This window comes from Enterobacter sp. A103, from assembly GCF_034427535.1.
In the GTDB taxonomy this organism is placed as follows: Bacteria; Pseudomonadota; Gammaproteobacteria; order Enterobacterales; family Enterobacteriaceae; genus Enterobacter; species Enterobacter asburiae_B.
In genome coordinates, this window is sequence record NZ_JAXQPQ010000018.1 from 10,473 (window position 1) to 26,330 (window position 15,858).

Genomic DNA, 15,858 nt, shown 5'->3' on the forward strand with positions numbered 1-15,858 from the left:
GACCATGGCAAAGACTATTAAAATCACTCAAACCCGCAGTGCAATCGGTCGTCTGCCGAAACACAAGGCAACGCTGCTTGGCCTGGGTCTGCGTCGTATTGGTCATACCGTTGAGCGCGAGGATACTCCCGCTGTTCGTGGTATGGTCAACGCGGTTTACTTCATGGTTAAAGTTGAGGAGTAAGAGATGCGTTTAAATACTCTGTCTCCGGCCGAAGGCTCTAAAAAGGCGGGTAAACGCCTGGGTCGTGGTATCGGTTCTGGCCTCGGCAAAACCGGTGGTCGTGGTCACAAAGGTCAGAACTCTCGTTCTGGCGGTGGCGTACGTCGCGGTTTCGAGGGTGGCCAGATGCCACTGTACCGTCGTCTGCCGAAGTTCGGCTTCACCTCTCGCAAAGCAGCGATCACAGCGGAAATCCGTCTGTCTGACCTGGCGAAAGTTGAAGGCGGCGTTGTAGACCTGAACACGCTGAAAGCAGCAAACATTATCGGTATCCAGATCGAGTTCGCGAAAGTGATCCTGGCTGGTGAAGTTTCTACTCCGGTAACTGTTCGTGGCCTGCGTGTTACTAAAGGTGCTCGTGCTGCTATCGAAGCTGCTGGCGGTAAAATTGAGGAATAAGTAGCAGATGGCTAAGCAACCGGGATTAGATTTTCAAAGTGCCAAAGGTGGATTTGGCGAGCTGAAACGCAGACTGCTGTTTGTTATCGGCGCGCTGATTGTGTTCCGTATTGGCTCTTTTATTCCGATCCCTGGTATCGATGCCGCTGTACTTGCCAAACTGCTTGAGCAACAGCGAGGCACCATCATTGAAATGTTCAACATGTTCTCTGGTGGTGCTCTCAGCCGTGCTTCTATCTTTGCATTGGGTATTATGCCGTACATTTCGGCATCTATTATTATCCAACTGCTGACGGTCGTTCATCCGGCCCTGGCAGAGTTGAAGAAAGAAGGGGAGTCTGGACGTCGTAAGATTAGTCAGTACACCCGTTACGGTACTCTGGTGCTGGCAATATTCCAGTCGATCGGTATTGCTACCGGTCTGCCGAATATGCCTGGTATGCAGGGCCTGGTGTTAAACCCGGGCTTTGCATTCTACTTCACCGCTGTTGTAAGTCTGGTCACAGGGACTATGTTCCTGATGTGGCTCGGCGAACAGATTACTGAGCGTGGTATCGGTAACGGTATCTCAATCATTATCTTCGCCGGTATTGTCGCGGGCCTCCCGCCAGCCATCGCCCATACTATCGAGCAAGCGCGTCAAGGCGACCTGCACTTCCTCCTGTTGCTGTTGGTTGCAGTATTAGTATTTGCAGTGACGTTCTTTGTTGTCTTCGTTGAACGTGGTCAACGCCGCATTGTGGTGAACTACGCTAAACGTCAGCAAGGTCGTCGTGTCTATGCTGCACAGAGCACACATTTACCGCTGAAAGTGAACATGGCGGGGGTTATCCCGGCTATCTTCGCTTCCAGTATTATTCTGTTCCCGGCGACCATCGCGTCATGGTTCGGGGGCGGTACTGGTTGGAACTGGCTGACAACAATTTCGCTGTATTTGCAGCCTGGGCAACCACTTTATGTGTTACTCTATGCGTCTGCGATCATCTTCTTCTGTTTCTTCTACACGGCGTTGGTCTTCAACCCGCGTGAAACAGCAGATAACCTGAAGAAGTCCGGTGCATTTGTACCAGGAATTCGTCCGGGAGAGCAAACGGCGAAGTATATCGATAAAGTAATGACTCGCCTGACTTTGGTTGGTGCGCTTTATATTACTTTTATCTGCCTGATCCCGGAGTTCATGCGTGATGCAATGAAAGTACCGTTCTACTTCGGTGGGACCTCACTGCTTATCGTTGTTGTCGTGATTATGGACTTTATGGCTCAAGTGCAAACTCTGATGATGTCCAGTCAGTACGAGTCTGCATTGAAGAAGGCGAACCTGAAAGGCTACGGCCGCTAAATGGTCGCCTGAGAAGTTACGGAGAGTAAAAATGAAAGTTCGTGCTTCCGTCAAGAAATTATGCCGTAACTGCAAAATCGTTAAGCGTGATGGTGTCATCCGTGTGATTTGCAGTGCCGAGCCGAAGCATAAACAGCGCCAAGGCTGATTATTTCGCATATTTTTCTTGCAAAGTTGGGTTGAGCTGGCTAGATTAGCCAGCCAATCTTTTGTATGTCTGTACGTTTCCATTTGAGTATCCTGAAAACGGGCTTTTCAGCATGGTGCGTACATATTAAATAGTAGGAGTGCATAGTGGCCCGTATAGCAGGCATTAACATTCCTGATCAGAAACATGCTGTGATCGCATTAACTTCGATCTACGGCGTCGGCAAGACCCGTTCTAAAGCCATTCTGGCTGCAGCGGGTATCGCTGAAGATGTTAAGATCAGTGAGCTGTCTGAAGAACAAATCGACACGCTGCGTGACGAAGTTGCCAAATTTGTCGTTGAAGGTGATCTGCGCCGTGAAATCAGCATGAGCATCAAGCGCCTGATGGATCTTGGTTGCTATCGCGGTTTGCGTCATCGTCGTGGTCTGCCAGTGCGCGGTCAGCGTACTAAGACCAACGCACGTACCCGTAAGGGTCCGCGCAAACCGATCAAGAAATAATCGGGGTGATTGAATAATGGCAAAGGCACCAGTTCGTGCACGTAAACGTGTAAGAAAACAAGTCTCTGACGGCGTGGCTCATATCCATGCTTCTTTCAACAACACCATCGTTACTATTACTGATCGTCAGGGTAACGCATTGGGTTGGGCAACAGCCGGTGGTTCCGGTTTCCGTGGTTCTCGCAAATCCACTCCGTTCGCAGCTCAGGTTGCAGCAGAGCGTTGCGCAGAAGCCGTAAAAGAATACGGCATCAAGAATCTGGAAGTTATGGTTAAAGGTCCGGGTCCGGGTCGTGAATCTACTGTTCGCGCTCTGAACGCCGCTGGTTTCCGCATCACGAATATTACTGATGTGACTCCGATCCCTCATAACGGTTGTCGTCCGCCGAAAAAACGTCGCGTATAACGCTCCGTTTTTTAGGTTAGTTGGAGATAGAAAATGGCAAGATATTTGGGTCCTAAGCTCAAGCTGAGCCGTCGTGAGGGCACCGACTTATTCCTTAAGTCTGGCGTTCGCGCGATCGATACCAAGTGTAAAATTGAACAAGCTCCTGGCCAGCACGGTGCGCGTAAACCGCGTCTGTCTGACTATGGTGTGCAGTTGCGTGAAAAGCAAAAAGTTCGCCGTATGTACGGTGTGCTGGAGCGTCAGTTCCGTAACTACTATAAAGAAGCAGCACGTCTGAAAGGCAACACAGGTGAAAACCTGCTGGCTCTGCTGGAAGGTCGTCTGGACAACGTTGTATACCGTATGGGCTTCGGCGCTACTCGTGCTGAATCACGTCAGCTGGTTAGCCACAAAGCAATCATGGTAAACGGTCGTGTTGTTAACATCGCTTCTTATCAGGTTAAAGCGAATGACGTTGTTAGCATTCGTGAGAAAGCGAAAAAGCAATCTCGCGTGAAGGCCGCTCTGGAGCTGGCTGAGCAGCGTGAAAAGCCAACCTGGCTGGAAGTTGATGCTGGCAAGATGGAAGGTACGTTCAAGCGTCAGCCAGAACGTTCTGATCTGTCTGCGGACATTAACGAACACCTGATCGTCGAGCTTTACTCCAAGTAAAGCTTAGTACCAAAGAGAGGACACAATGCAGGGTTCTGTGACAGAGTTTCTAAAACCGCGCCTGGTAGATATCGAGCAAGTGAGTTCGACGCACGCCAAGGTGACCCTTGAGCCTTTAGAGCGTGGCTTTGGCCATACTCTGGGTAACGCACTGCGCCGTATTCTGCTCTCATCGATGCCGGGTTGCGCGGTGACCGAGGTTGAGATTGATGGTGTACTTCATGAGTACAGCACCAAAGAAGGCGTTCAGGAAGATATCCTTGAAATCCTGCTCAACCTGAAAGGGCTGGCGGTGAGAGTTCAGGGTAAAGATGAAGTTATTCTTACTCTGAATAAATCTGGCATTGGCCCTGTGACTGCAGCCGACATCACCCACGACGGTGATGTTGAAATCGTCAAGCCGCAGCACGTGATCTGCCACCTGACCGATGAGAACGCAGCTATTAGCATGCGTATCAAAGTTCAGCGCGGTCGTGGTTATGTGCCGGCTTCTGCCCGAATTCATTCGGAAGAAGATGAGCGCCCAATCGGCCGTCTGCTGGTCGACGCATGCTATAGCCCTGTAGAGCGTATTGCCTACAATGTTGAAGCAGCGCGTGTAGAACAGCGTACCGACCTGGACAAGCTGGTCATCGAAATGGAAACCAATGGCACAATCGATCCTGAAGAGGCGATTCGTCGTGCGGCGACCATCCTGGCAGAACAACTTGAAGCTTTCGTTGACTTACGTGATGTACGTCAGCCGGAAGTTAAAGAAGAGAAACCAGAATTCGATCCGATCCTGCTGCGCCCTGTTGACGATCTCGAATTGACTGTCCGCTCTGCTAACTGCCTTAAGGCAGAAGCTATCCACTATATCGGTGATCTGGTACAGCGTACCGAGGTTGAGTTGCTGAAAACGCCGAACCTGGGTAAAAAATCTCTTACTGAGATTAAAGACGTGCTGGCTTCACGTGGTCTGTCTCTGGGCATGCGCCTGGAAAACTGGCCACCGGCAAGCATTGCTGACGAGTAACCGGATCACAGGTTAAGGTTTTACTGAGAAGGATAAGGTCATGCGCCATCGTAAGAGTGGTCGTCAACTGAACCGCAACAGCAGCCATCGCCAGGCTATGTTCCGCAACATGGCAGGTTCACTGGTTCGTCATGAGATCATCAAGACGACCCTGCCTAAAGCGAAAGAGCTGCGTCGCGTAGTTGAGCCGCTGATTACTCTTGCCAAGACTGACAGCGTTGCTAATCGTCGTCTGGCATTCGCCCGTACTCGTGATAACGAGATCGTGGCAAAACTGTTTAACGAACTGGGCCCGCGTTTCGCGAGCCGTGCCGGTGGTTACACTCGCATTCTGAAGTGTGGTTTCCGTGCAGGCGACAACGCGCCGATGGCTTACATCGAGCTGGTTGATCGTTCAGAGAAAGCAGAAGCTGCTGCAGAGTAATCTGCAGTAACGTAAAAAAACCCGCTCCGGCGGGTTTTTTTATATCCGCGATACCCCCACTTCTCTACAATGTCTGTATCAATTCTGTTCATCCCCTGGAGCTGGTAATGTGGTTGCTCGACCAGTGGGCAGAACGCCATATTCGCGATGCCCAAAAAAAAGGTGAATTCGACGATCTCCCGGGGAGCGGTGAACCCCTTGCGCTTGACGATGACTCGCACATCGCGCCTGAACTACGGGCTGGATACCGTTTACTGAAAAATGCGGGCTGTCTCCCCCCGGAGCTCGAACAGCGCAGAGAGGCTGTTGAACTGGCCGATCTTCTCAAAGGGATCCGCTATGACGATCCACGACATTCTGAATTTAGCCGCCGCCTCGCCCTGCTTGAACTCAAGCTGCGCCAGGCTGGTATGAACACTGATTTTTTGCGCGGTGAATTCGGTGAAAGATTGATGCAGAAAATAAACGAGGAGTAGTTATGTACCGTATCGGTGAACTTGCGAAGCTTGCGAATGTCACGCCGGATACCATCCGATATTACGAAAAGCAGCAGATGATCGATCATGAAGTTCGGACTGAAGGGGGCTTTCGCCTTTATACCGATAACGATCTGCAGCGCCTGCGGTTCATTCGTTATGCGCGTCAGCTCGGTTTTACACTGGATTCGATCCGCGAATTATTATCGATCCGCATCGATCCGGAACATCACACCTGCCAGGAATCTAAAAGCATCGTGCAGGCCCGGCTGGATGAAGTTGAAGCGCGTATACAGGAACTGCAAACCATGCAGCGCTCTCTGCAAAGGCTTAATGATGCCTGCTGCGGTACGGCCCACAGCAGCATTTACTGTTCAATTCTCGAAGCCCTTGAACAGGGAGCGAGTGGAGAAACGCAGGGCTGTTGATTTTTAGTTCAACCGGGTCTAGACTCGCTTCGTCATAAACCCTGCTCTGGAGACATTATGAGCCGCTATCAGCACACGAAAGGACAAATTAAGGACAATGCCATTGAGGCGTTACTTCACGACCCGTTATTCAGGCAGCGCGTTGAGAAGAATAAAAAAGGGAAAGGAAGTTATCTGCGTAAAGACAAACATGAAAAACGGGGTAACTGGGAGGCCAGTGGCAAGCAAGCGAATCGCTTATTTACCACTGGCCTTCCTGCTTTTATCTGTTGATTAGATGCGGTTATTTTGCTCTTTTAACAGATCGCGGATCTCACTCAACAGCACTTCTTCTTTCGTTGGCGCAGGTGCTGCAGCTGGCTCTTCTTTTTTACGGTTGAGCCTGTTGATCAGCTTGATGGCCATAAATATGGCAAACGCGACAATCACAAAATCAAATACGTTCTGAATAAATACGCCGTAGTGCATCACTACTGCCGGAACATCACCCTGCGCTTCACGCAGCGTGAAAGCGAACTGTTTGAAATCAATGCCGCCGATTAACAACCCTAAAGGTGGCATGATAATGTCGGCCACTAATGATGAAACAATCTTACCGAATGCCGCACCAATAATGACACCCACTGCCAAATCCACCACGTTCCCGCGCATCGCAAATTCGCGAAATTCTTTAATAAAACTCATTGTTCTCTCCTTGTGCCAGCTGACGAGTTTAAGTTTAACAAATCATTAGCCAATTGCCATTCGGGATAATTAAACATTATGAAAAATAAAAGGCACAGAAATGAAAAGGATAAAGTAAGGGTGCTCTTTCTCGAGCACCCAATTCTTTAAAGGAAGAATGGACTTGGCTGGAATAAACGTTCGACGTCGGTAATAAACTTTTTATCGGTAAGGAACATAATAACGTGATCGCCTTGCTCAATTCGTAAATTATCATTGGCAATCATGACATCATTCCCGCGCACAACGGCGCCGATAATCGTGCCTGGCGGCAGTTTAATTTCGTCGATCGAACGGCCGACGACGCGCGACGTCGTTTCATCTCCATGAGCAACGGCTTCAATGGCTTCCGCTACGCCACGGCGGAGCGATGACACACCGACAATATCCGCTTTACGAACATGGCTCAGGAGCGCGGAAATTGTCGCCTGCTGAGGGGAAATAGCAATATCAATAACGCTACCCTGAACCAGATCGACATACGCCTTGCGCTGAATAAGCACCATGACTTTTTTTGCCCCCATGCGCTTCGCGAGCATGGCGGACATTATATTCGCCTCGTCATCGTTGGTGACGGCAATAAAGAGATCAACCTGATCAATATGCTCTTCAGCCAGTAGCTCCTGATCCGACGCATCACCATAAAATACAATCGTATTTTGCAGTTTTTCCGCCAGTTCAGCAGCACGCTGTTGATCGCGCTCGATCAACTTCACGCTGTAATCTTTTTCCAGCCGATGTGCCAGACCGGCACCGATATTGCCACCGCCGACCAGCATAATGCGTTTATAGGGTTTTTCGAGACGCTGAAGTTCACTCATCACCGCACGAATATGCTGTGAGGCCGCAATAAAGAAGACCTCATCACCGGCTTCGACAATCGTGGAGCCTTGCGGGCGAATTGGCCTGTCGTGGCGGAAAATCGCTGCAACGCGCGTATCAATATGCGGCATGTGCTCGCGCATGGTGGAAAGCGCATTGCCGATTAATGGTCCGCCATAATAGGCCTTAACAACTGCCAGGCTCACTTTGCCCTCGGCAAAGTTCACCACCTGCAAGGCACCCGGATATTCGATCAGGCGATAGATATTGTCGATAACCAGCTGTTCTGGCGCGATGAGGTGGTCAATGGGGACCGCTTCGGAATTAAACAGTTTTTCAGCATCGCGAACATAGTCCGGAGAGCGAATACGCGCAATTCGGTTTGGCGTGTTGAAAAGCGAGTAGGCCACCTGACAGGCCACCATATTGGTTTCGTCAGAACTGGTTACCGCAACCAGCATGTCGGCATCGTCGGCGCCCGCCTCACGAAGAACACGTGGGTGCGAACCATGACCCTGCACCACGCGCAGGTCAAACTTGTCCTGTAATACACGCAGACGATCGCCGTTGGTATCAACAATTGTGATGTCGTTGTTTTCGCCAACCAGGTTTTCCGCCAGCGTTCCGCCCACCTGTCCTGCACCCAGAATGATAATCTTCATATCTCGTGACCTGTTCTCAACATCACTCTTTGATTAGCTTAGCGTAAAAGAAGCCATCACCCTCTTCAGCACCTGGTAGGTTCTGCAGACCCGGGGATTCAGGCGTTCCCGTATCGCGCAGCGCGGCGCCCGGCGTACGTTTAAGGAAGGCCGTGATTTGCTGGCTGTTTTCTTCCGGCAGCACGGAGCAGGTTGCATAGACCAGCGTTCCACCAGGTTTAAGATGCGGCCAAATGGCGTCGAGAATGTCGGATTGCAGTTGGGCAAGTTCCTTAATATCACGATCGCGGCGTAGCCACTTGATGTCAGGATGACGACGAATAACACCGGTTGCAGAGCAGGGAGCATCCAGCAAAATGCGATCGAACTGGGTTTCACCACACCATTCTGCGGGTTTGCGTCCATCGCCCTGCTTAACCTGAGCCTTCATGCCGAGACGCTTGAGGTTGTCGTAGACGCGTGAGAGACGCTGTTCATCGACGTCCACTGCCATCACGCTGGCCTGCGGAGCCACTTCAAGAATATGCGTCGTTTTGCCCCCAGGCGCGGCGCAAAGATCGAGGATCTGCTCACCATTTTTGGGTTCAAGCCAGGTCATGCAACCCTGAGCCGAGGCATCCTGTACGGTTACCCAGCCTTCATCAAAACCGGGTAATGCATGTACCGGTGCCGGTGAGGCCAGACGTACAGCATCCGGATAGGCTTGATGCGGGAATCCACTCATTCCAGCTTCTTCAAGTAATGCCAGCCATGCGTCACGAGTGTGGTGATTACGATTCACGCGTAGCCACATTGGCGGGCGCTGGTTGTTGGCATCGGCAATCTCCTGCCACTGCTGTGGATAAGCTTTTTTCAGGCGCCTCAACAGCCAGTCCGGGTGCAGAAAACGTGCTTCGCTTTGGGCAAATTCAACCAGAAGCTCTTCCTGCTGTCTCTGGAACTGACGCAGTACGCCGTTGATCAGCCCTTTCAGCTGAGGGCGTTTAATCGCAACGGCGCCTTCAACCGTCTCAGCCAGCGCGGCATGAGGTGGGATGCGGGTATGAAGAAGCTGATAAAAACCCACCATAATCAAATAGTGTACGGTGCGCTGCTTGCCTGTCATTGGGCGTGACATCAGCTTGTTAATCAGCCACTCAAGCTGAGAAAGCGTGCGCAGAACGCCAAAGCAGAGCTCCTGAAGCAGGGCTTTGTCTTTATCAGATACTTTTTGTTGCAGGGGAGGCAGGACGTTACTTAAGGACTGTCCCTGCTCGATAACCTGCTCAACGGCCTGAGCCGCCATACTGCGTAGATTTTGTTTTTTCATAACCGTAAAAATAAAAATGCCCGGAAACACCGGGCCTTAAGGATAGATTTGCTCAGGCAAGACGATTGCCCGGAATAAACCATTCGCGACGGGAATTTAACAGATCCTGAGCGCTCATGGCCTTCTTGCCGGCCGGTTGTAGCGATTCAAGATTGAGGATCCCTTGCCCAGTCGCCACCTGAATTCCGTTCTTGTTGGCGTCAACAATCGTACCGGGTTCAGCCGTGGTAGTACCGCTAATGAGGGAGGCTTTCCAGACTTTCACCGGCTGCTCATCAATCTCCATCCAGCTCATCGGCCACGGATTAAAAGCGCGAATGCAGCGTTCAAGCTGCGCGGCTGACAGGGACCAGTCGATACGCGCTTCTTCTTTGCTCAGTTTTTCGGCATAAGTCACCAGCGCGTCATCCTGAACTTCCGGTTTCGCCGTATTGTCAGCAAGCTGCTGGAGCGTCTCGATAAGCCCTTGTGGGCCAAGGTCTGCCAGTTTGTCATACAGCGTAGCGCTGGTATCGTCTGACGTTATGGGGCACGCCAGTTTATACAGCATATCGCCTGTGTCTAAACCTACGTCCATCTTCATGATAGTAACGCCCGTTTCGGCATCACCAGCCCACAGCGAGCGCTGGATTGGTGCAGCACCACGCCAGCGCGGGAGCAGAGACCCATGCACGTTGATGCAACCCAGGCGGGGCATATCAAGCACAGCTTTTGGCAGAATTAAACCATAAGCCACCACTACCATTACGTCGGCATTCAGGTCGGCAACCAGCTGCTGATTTTCCGGTGGGCGCAACGATGCGGGCTGAAATACGGGTAGCCCATGTTCTTCTGCCAGCACCTTTACCGGGCTCGGCATCAGTTTTTTGCCGCGACCTGCCGGACGGTCCGGCTGGGTAAAGACGCCAACAACCTGGTGACCAGACGATAACAGCGCGTCAAGATGACGCGCTGCAAAATCAGGGGTTCCCGCGAAGATAATACGTAGTGTTTTAGACACGATGATCCTTGTATCCGGGGGGACGTTATGCGCGAGAACGCAAACGATCCAGTTTCTCTACTTTTTGACGAATACGCTGCTGTTTCAGCGGCGAGAGATAATCGATAAACAGTTTACCGACCAGGTGGTCCATCTCATGCTGAATACAAATCGCCAGCAGGTCGTCTGCTTCCAGTTCGAACGGGTTACCGTCACGATCCAAAGCGCGAATTTTCACCTTTTCGGCACGCGGTACTAAAGCGCGCTGTTCAGGAATGGACAGACAGCCTTCCTCAATACCGGTTTCGCCACTCTTTTCGAGCAGCTCAGGGTTGATCAGCACCAGACGCTCATCGCGATTTTCTGAAACATCAATCACGATAATACGCTTATGAATGTCCACCTGAGTCGCCGCCAGGCCAATGCCTTCTTCGGCGTACATGGTATCGAACATATCATCAACGATACGCTGGACTTCTGCATTCACTTCTTTGACCGGTTCAGCGACGATGCGAAGGCGCTCGTCCGGAATATGTAACACTTGCAAAACTGCCATAAATTTCCAGAGTCGTGTTCAGGAGTTGATAAGAATACTCTCTCTATTCTAGACAAATCCCCCATCGATTGACAGCATCAGTGACCAATCGCAATGATTGCGGAGGCCGCTTATGGCAGGGGAAAGGATGACGTCTACCGAGATATGGCTACGGCTAGTACACACTGGGTCTCTGTGTGGTGATGTAATGCTGGAAGCGGCTGCGCGACTGCAGAAGCTGGAACACCTCAACGTGCTCGTCGCCAGAGAGGCCGGGCTGACAGCAAAGCAGGCTGAACGGTTCTTTGCACTTGATGAGAGCGAGCTGGAACGTAGCCTTGTGTGGCTTGAGCAGCCGGGACATCATTTATTAACGCCCAACCATCCCCTATATCCCCCTTTGCTCCGTACGATCCCTGATTATCCCGGGGCGTTATTCGTAAAAGGTAATCCTGAGGCGCTTAATACCATTCAGCTGGCGGTGGTAGGTAGTCGTGCGCCGTCATGGTACGGCGAGCGATGGGGAAAAATCCTGTGCGAACAACTGTCTCAAAGCGGTTTCACGATCACCAGCGGGCTGGCCTGCGGTATTGACGGCGTAGCCCACAGCGCGGCGCTGTCAGTTAAGGGACGAAGCGTAGCGGTGCTGGGGAACGGTCTTTTTAGCATTTATCCACGCCGGCATCAGGCGTTGGCGATGAGGCTTATTGAATCTGACGGCGCGATAGTTTCTGAGTTTCCGCTTTCCGCACAGCCCAAGCCGGCAAACTTTCCGCGTCGGAATCGGATTATCAGCGGGCTTAGCAAAGGCGTGCTGGTGGTTGAAGCGGCGCGCCGAAGCGGTTCGCTGGTCACGGCGCGATGCGCGCTCGAACAGGGGAGAGAAGTCTTCGCCTTGCCTGGTCCGATAGGTAATCCCGGATGCGAGGGACCCCACTGGCTGATTAAGCAAGGGGCAACGCCGGTAACGGAAGTAGGAGATATTCTTGAAAATTTGCAATATGGGTTGCAATGGCTGCAGGAAGATCCCGAAAAGCGACAATATTCATCAGATCAGGGAAAGGTGGCATTGCCATTTCCCAAGCTCCTGGCTAACGTAGGAGATGAGGTAACACCTGTTGACGTTGTCGCTGAACGTGCCGGCCAACCTGTGCCAGTAACGGTAGCACAGCTACTCGAACTGGAGTTAGCAGGGTGGATCGCAGCTGTACCCGGCGGCTATGTCCGATTAAGGAGGGCATGCCATGTTCGACGTACTGATGTATTTGTTTGAGACTTACATCCATAACGAAGCAGAAATGCGAGTGGATCAGGACAAATTGACACAGGATCTTACCGATGCGGGGTTTGAGCGGGAAGATATCTATAATGCGTTGATGTGGCTGGAAAAACTGGCTGATTATCAGGAAGGCCTCGCCGAACCGATGCAGCTTGCTTCTGACCCATTGTCAGTACGCATTTATACTGCGGAAGAGTGTGAAAGGCTGGATGCCAGCTGCCGGGGGTTCATCTTATTCCTTGAGCAGATTCAGGTGCTGAACCTCGAAACGAGAGAAATGGTGATAGAGCGCGTCATGGCGCTGGATACAGCAGAATTTGAACTGGAAGATCTCAAGTGGGTGATCCTGATGGTTCTGTTTAATATCCCGGGCTGTGAAAACGCCTATCAGCAAATGGAAGAATTACTCTTTGAAGTGAATGAAGGTATGCTGCACTAATTCAATGTGCAGCACCAAGAGTTGTTATGGCCAAATCAGCACTATTCACGGTGCATAAAAACGAGCCCTGCCCGCAGTGCGGGGCTGAACTTGTTATTCGGTCCGGGAAACACGGCCCGTTTCTCGGTTGTTCACACTATCCGGAATGTGATTATGTCCGTCCCCTGAAAAGCCAGGCGGATGGACATATCGTTAAAATTCTGGAAGGTCAGTATTGCCCACTCTGCGGTGGTGAATTAGCCCTGCGGCAGGGGCGATTCGGCATGTTTATTGGATGTAGCCGCTACCCGGAATGTGAGCATACGGAACAAATTGATAAGCCTGATGAAACGGCAATTGCGTGCCCTCAGTGTCAGCGCGGTCAGTTGGTACAGCGCCGTTCCCGTTATGGTAAGACTTTCCATTCGTGCGATCGCTACCCTGAATGCCAGTTCGTTATCAATTTTAAACCGGTAGCGGGAACCTGCCCTCATTGCAATTATCCGCTACTTATAGAGAAGAAAACCGCGCAAGGCATGAAACGCTTCTGCGCCAGTAAACAATGTGGAAAGCCGGTTACGGCGGATCAAAATAGTGAATAATAACCTGCCATCAGGCTCCATTGCGCATGCTTTGGACGTACTGAAAAAAGAAGAAGTCATCGCCTATCCAACTGAAGCTGTTTTTGGAGTCGGTTGCGATCCTGACAGCGAGACGGCCGTAAGCCGACTGCTTGCCTTAAAACAAAGACCCGTCGAGAAAGGGCTGATTTTGATCGCTGCGAATTATGAGCAGCTTAAACCCTATATCGATGACTCCATGCTGACGCCGGCGCAGCGCGAGACTATCTTCTCCGCGTGGCCTGGCCCGGTGACCTTCGTTTTCCCGGCGCAGCCGACTACGCCTCGCTGGTTAACCGGACGTTTTGATTCCCTCGCCGTTCGCGTAACTGACCATCCGCTGGTGGTTGAACTTTGCCTGGCATTTGGTAAACCGCTGGTCTCAACTAGCGCCAACCTGACCGGATTGCCACCTTGTCGGACAACCGAAGAAGTACTGTCGCAGTTCGGGAATGACTTCCCAGTCGCTGTCGGTGAAACGGGAGGGCGCCTGAATCCGTCTGAAATTCGCGACGCTTTGACCGGCGAACGTTTTCGCCAGGGGTAGTCTCATGGAAACCTATGCTGTTTTTGGTAATCCGATTGCACACAGCAAGTCACCGTTGATTCATCAGCAATTTGCGAAGCAGCTGCAGATAAATCATCCCTATGGTCGCGTACTGGCACCGGTGGATGCATTTATTCCAACGCTGGAGGCTTTTTTCGCCGCGGGCGGTAAAGGCGCGAATGTGACGGTTCCTTTTAAAGAGGAAGCCTTCGAACGAGCGGATGAGCTCACCGAGCGCGCTTCACTGGCTGGTGCAGTCAATACCCTAAAACGGCTTGAGGATGGACGCCTTTTGGGTGACAACACAGACGGAGTTGGTTTACTTAGCGATCTGGAACGACTGTCGTTTATTAAGCCCGGGTTTCGGGTCCTGCTGATTGGTGCGGGTGGCGCATCGCGGGGAGTACTGTTGCCTCTGCTTTCACTGGACTGTGCGGTGACCATTACCAACAGAACCTTTTCCCGAGCGGAAGCACTGGCGGCGTTGTTTGCGCATACCGGCAGCGTGAGCGCGGTAGCGCTTGACGATCTTGCCGATCGTGAGTTCGATCTTGTCATCAATGCCACGTCCAGCGGCATCAATGGCGAGATCCCGGCAATTCCTGCTTCTCTGGTCAGCGCGCATATGTACTTCTATGACATGTTTTATCAGAAAGGGAAGACCCCTTTCCTGAGCTGGTGTGAACAACACGGCGCGAAACAGTTAGCCGATGGACTGGGAATGCTGGTGGGGCAGGCTGCGCATGCGGTGCTGCTCTGGCATGGCGTGTTGCCTGCGGTCGAACCTGTCATTGAAAAGTTAAAGCAGGAGCTTTCGGCGTGAACCAGGCTATTCATTTCCCGGACAGAGAGATCTGGGATGAGAGTAAACAAGCGGTCTGTTTTCCGGTGCTGGTGCAGGGGATGCAACTTACTTGTGCCATTCATGGGGAAACGCTGTTGCGCCGTTTTGGCGGTTCAGACCCTATAGCGGTATTTTGCGAAAATCGCTGGGATCTGGAAGAAGAAGCCAGCGATTTAATCCGCGAACAGCAGGAAGACGATCAGGGCTGGGTTTGGTTGTCCTGATCCAAATAGTCATTCTTCCAGTTAACGTAGTTGTTCGCCGAGTATTTTAATCCTTCGATCTCCGCCTCCTTCAGGGGGCGGATCTGTTTTACCGGGCTTCCCAGATAGAGATAGCCACTCTCCAGCCGTTTGTTCTGCGGGACCAGGCTACCGGCACCAATCATTACGTCATCTTCTACTATGACGCCATCCAGCAAAATCGACCCCATGCCAACAAGTACGCGATTCCCGATAGTGCAGCCGTGAAGCATCACCTTATGGCCGACGGTAACCTCTTCTCCAATGATGAGGGGATTACCGTCCGGGTTATAGGAGGATTTGTGCGTGACATGCAGAACGCTGCCGTCCTGAATATTGGTACGGGCGCCAATCGACACATAGTTAACATCTCCCCTGATGGCGACGAGGGGCCAGATGCTGACGTCATCGGCCATTCGGACATCGCCGATCAACACGCTGCTGGCATCGATCATCACGCGATCGCCTTTTTGGGGGAACAGATCTTTATAAGGACGTAATACTGCGGGCATATCTACCTCTAACAATGAGCGCTATACAGAAGACTTTGATCATATTAATGGATCGCGGCAAGGCAAAATACGTCAATATTTAAGCAGATCGGGCGGGATTTCAGCGAAAAGCGCGGAAAATCAGCAGTCGGAAAAAAAGATCTAAAAAATACTTGTGCTAAAAAATGGGATCCCTATAATGCGCCTCCATCGACACGGCGGATGTGAATCACTTCACAGACAACGCGGTCGGTTGAAGAGAAAAATTCTGAAATAACGGGTTGACTCTGAAAGAGGAAAGCGTAATATACGCCACCTCGCAACGGTGAGCGAAAGCCGCGTTGCACTGCTCTTTAACAATTTATCAGACAA

General features: G+C 51.5%; 24 protein-coding genes. 18 read left to right on the forward strand and 6 right to left on the reverse strand.

The window, feature by feature from the left end; genetic code table 11:
• The first annotated feature begins 4 nt into the window (after positions 1–4).
• The 12 genes from rpmD (at position 5) to SPH27_RS22440 (ending at position 6,288) form a co-directional block, all read left to right on the forward strand.
• Entirely contained in the window at positions 5–184 is a 180-nt protein-coding gene (gene rpmD, locus SPH27_RS22385) for a 50S ribosomal protein L30 (RefSeq protein WP_003863301.1), read from the forward strand.
• Positions 185–187: 3 nt separating this feature from the next.
• Entirely contained in the window at positions 188–622 is a 435-nt protein-coding gene (gene rplO / locus SPH27_RS22390) for a 50S ribosomal protein L15 (RefSeq protein WP_003863304.1), read from the forward strand.
• A gap of 7 nt (positions 623–629) precedes the next feature.
• Positions 630–1,961, forward strand: coding sequence for a preprotein translocase subunit SecY (gene secY / locus SPH27_RS22395; protein WP_003863305.1), 1,332 nt, complete (start codon positions 630–632; stop codon positions 1,959–1,961).
• 31 nt (positions 1,962–1,992) lie between these two features.
• Positions 1,993–2,109 carry a 50S ribosomal protein L36 gene (gene rpmJ, locus SPH27_RS22400; protein WP_000868187.1) on the forward strand — a complete coding sequence of 39 codons (117 nt, stop codon included), beginning with the start codon at positions 1,993–1,995 and terminating at the stop codon, positions 2,107–2,109.
• A 146-nt stretch (positions 2,110–2,255) separates the two neighbouring features.
• Positions 2,256–2,612 carry a 30S ribosomal protein S13 gene (gene rpsM / locus SPH27_RS22405; protein ID WP_003863308.1) on the forward strand — a complete coding sequence of 119 codons (357 nt, stop codon included), beginning with the start codon at positions 2,256–2,258 and terminating at the stop codon, positions 2,610–2,612.
• 16 nt (positions 2,613–2,628) lie between these two features.
• Positions 2,629–3,018 (forward strand): 30S ribosomal protein S11, encoded by a 390-nt coding sequence (gene rpsK, locus SPH27_RS22410; protein ID WP_003863312.1) that lies wholly within the window; start codon positions 2,629–2,631, stop codon positions 3,016–3,018.
• A 33-nt stretch (positions 3,019–3,051) separates the two neighbouring features.
• Entirely contained in the window at positions 3,052–3,672 is a 621-nt protein-coding gene (gene rpsD / locus SPH27_RS22415) for a 30S ribosomal protein S4 (protein ID WP_004868345.1), read from the forward strand.
• Positions 3,673–3,697: 25 nt separating this feature from the next.
• Entirely contained in the window at positions 3,698–4,687 is a 990-nt protein-coding gene (locus SPH27_RS22420) for a DNA-directed RNA polymerase subunit alpha (RefSeq protein ID WP_002919219.1), read from the forward strand.
• Between the two features lie 40 nt (positions 4,688–4,727).
• Positions 4,728–5,111, forward strand: a complete 384-nt coding sequence (rplQ, locus tag SPH27_RS22425; RefSeq protein WP_001216368.1) for a 50S ribosomal protein L17 — start codon at positions 4,728–4,730, stop codon at positions 5,109–5,111.
• 107 nt (positions 5,112–5,218) lie between these two features.
• Positions 5,219–5,587 carry a DUF1992 domain-containing protein gene (locus SPH27_RS22430; RefSeq protein WP_182072989.1) on the forward strand — a complete coding sequence of 123 codons (369 nt, stop codon included), beginning with the start codon at positions 5,219–5,221 and terminating at the stop codon, positions 5,585–5,587.
• A 2-nt stretch (positions 5,588–5,589) separates the two neighbouring features.
• On the forward strand, positions 5,590–6,015 hold the full coding sequence (zntR, locus tag SPH27_RS22435; RefSeq protein WP_029740638.1) for a Zn(2+)-responsive transcriptional regulator: 426 nt from the start codon (positions 5,590–5,592) through the stop codon (positions 6,013–6,015).
• 57 nt (positions 6,016–6,072) lie between these two features.
• Entirely contained in the window at positions 6,073–6,288 is a 216-nt protein-coding gene (locus SPH27_RS22440; RefSeq protein WP_023333665.1) for an alternative ribosome-rescue factor A, read from the forward strand.
• On the opposite strand, the gene mscL is transcribed toward SPH27_RS22440, so the two are convergent.
• The 5 genes from mscL to def all read right to left on the reverse strand — a co-directional run bounded on the left by mscL (position 6,289) and on the right by def (position 11,066).
• A complete protein-coding gene (mscL, locus tag SPH27_RS22445; RefSeq protein ID WP_048977001.1) occupies positions 6,289–6,699 on the reverse strand; it encodes a large-conductance mechanosensitive channel protein MscL in 411 nt (136 codons plus the stop codon).
• Positions 6,700–6,845: 146 nt separating this feature from the next.
• A complete protein-coding gene (gene trkA, locus SPH27_RS22450; protein WP_008503482.1) occupies positions 6,846–8,222 on the reverse strand; it encodes a Trk system potassium transporter TrkA in 1,377 nt (458 codons plus the stop codon).
• Between the two features lie 22 nt (positions 8,223–8,244).
• A complete protein-coding gene (rsmB, locus tag SPH27_RS22455; RefSeq protein WP_182072990.1) occupies positions 8,245–9,531 on the reverse strand; it encodes a 16S rRNA (cytosine(967)-C(5))-methyltransferase RsmB in 1,287 nt (428 codons plus the stop codon).
• A 52-nt stretch (positions 9,532–9,583) separates the two neighbouring features.
• The gene (gene fmt / locus SPH27_RS22460; RefSeq protein ID WP_087822980.1) at positions 9,584–10,531 is read right to left on the reverse strand and encodes a methionyl-tRNA formyltransferase; all 948 of its coding nucleotides are present in this window, start codon (positions 10,529–10,531) and stop codon (positions 9,584–9,586) included.
• Positions 10,532–10,556: 25 nt separating this feature from the next.
• The gene (gene def / locus SPH27_RS22465; RefSeq protein WP_182072991.1) at positions 10,557–11,066 is read right to left on the reverse strand and encodes a peptide deformylase; all 510 of its coding nucleotides are present in this window, start codon (positions 11,064–11,066) and stop codon (positions 10,557–10,559) included.
• A gap of 127 nt (positions 11,067–11,193) precedes the next feature.
• Here def and dprA point away from each other — a divergent pair, with 127 nt between their 5' ends.
• From dprA to SPH27_RS22495, 6 genes are read left to right on the forward strand one after another with little or no spacing between them, the layout of a single operon-like run.
• On the forward strand, positions 11,194–12,318 hold the full coding sequence (gene dprA / locus SPH27_RS22470; protein WP_182072992.1) for a DNA-protecting protein DprA: 1,125 nt from the start codon (positions 11,194–11,196) through the stop codon (positions 12,316–12,318).
• Positions 12,290–12,763 carry a DUF494 family protein Smg gene (smg, locus tag SPH27_RS22475; RefSeq protein ID WP_008503477.1) on the forward strand — a complete coding sequence of 158 codons (474 nt, stop codon included), beginning with the start codon at positions 12,290–12,292 and terminating at the stop codon, positions 12,761–12,763. Before dprA ends, smg begins: the two co-directional genes overlap by 29 nt.
• A 26-nt stretch (positions 12,764–12,789) precedes the next feature.
• Positions 12,790–13,344 carry a type I DNA topoisomerase gene (locus tag SPH27_RS22480; RefSeq protein WP_023309445.1) on the forward strand — a complete coding sequence of 185 codons (555 nt, stop codon included), beginning with the start codon at positions 12,790–12,792 and terminating at the stop codon, positions 13,342–13,344.
• Positions 13,337–13,909: an L-threonylcarbamoyladenylate synthase type 1 TsaC gene (tsaC, locus tag SPH27_RS22485; RefSeq protein WP_182072993.1), complete on the forward strand. Its 573-nt coding sequence runs from the start codon at positions 13,337–13,339 to the stop codon at positions 13,907–13,909. Before SPH27_RS22480 ends, tsaC begins: the two co-directional genes overlap by 8 nt.
• A 4-nt stretch (positions 13,910–13,913) precedes the next feature.
• Positions 13,914–14,732 carry a shikimate dehydrogenase gene (gene aroE, locus SPH27_RS22490; protein ID WP_039262760.1) on the forward strand — a complete coding sequence of 273 codons (819 nt, stop codon included), beginning with the start codon at positions 13,914–13,916 and terminating at the stop codon, positions 14,730–14,732.
• On the forward strand, positions 14,729–14,977 hold the full coding sequence (locus SPH27_RS22495) for a DUF1488 domain-containing protein (protein WP_047059619.1): 249 nt from the start codon (positions 14,729–14,731) through the stop codon (positions 14,975–14,977). Before aroE ends, SPH27_RS22495 begins: the two co-directional genes overlap by 4 nt.
• Here the strand turns inward: SPH27_RS22495 and SPH27_RS22500 are convergent.
• On the reverse strand, positions 14,953–15,507 hold the full coding sequence (locus tag SPH27_RS22500) for a gamma carbonic anhydrase family protein (protein ID WP_039262762.1): 555 nt from the start codon (positions 15,505–15,507) through the stop codon (positions 14,953–14,955). The genes SPH27_RS22495 and SPH27_RS22500 overlap by 25 nt on opposite strands.
• Positions 15,508–15,858 lie beyond the last annotated feature (351 nt).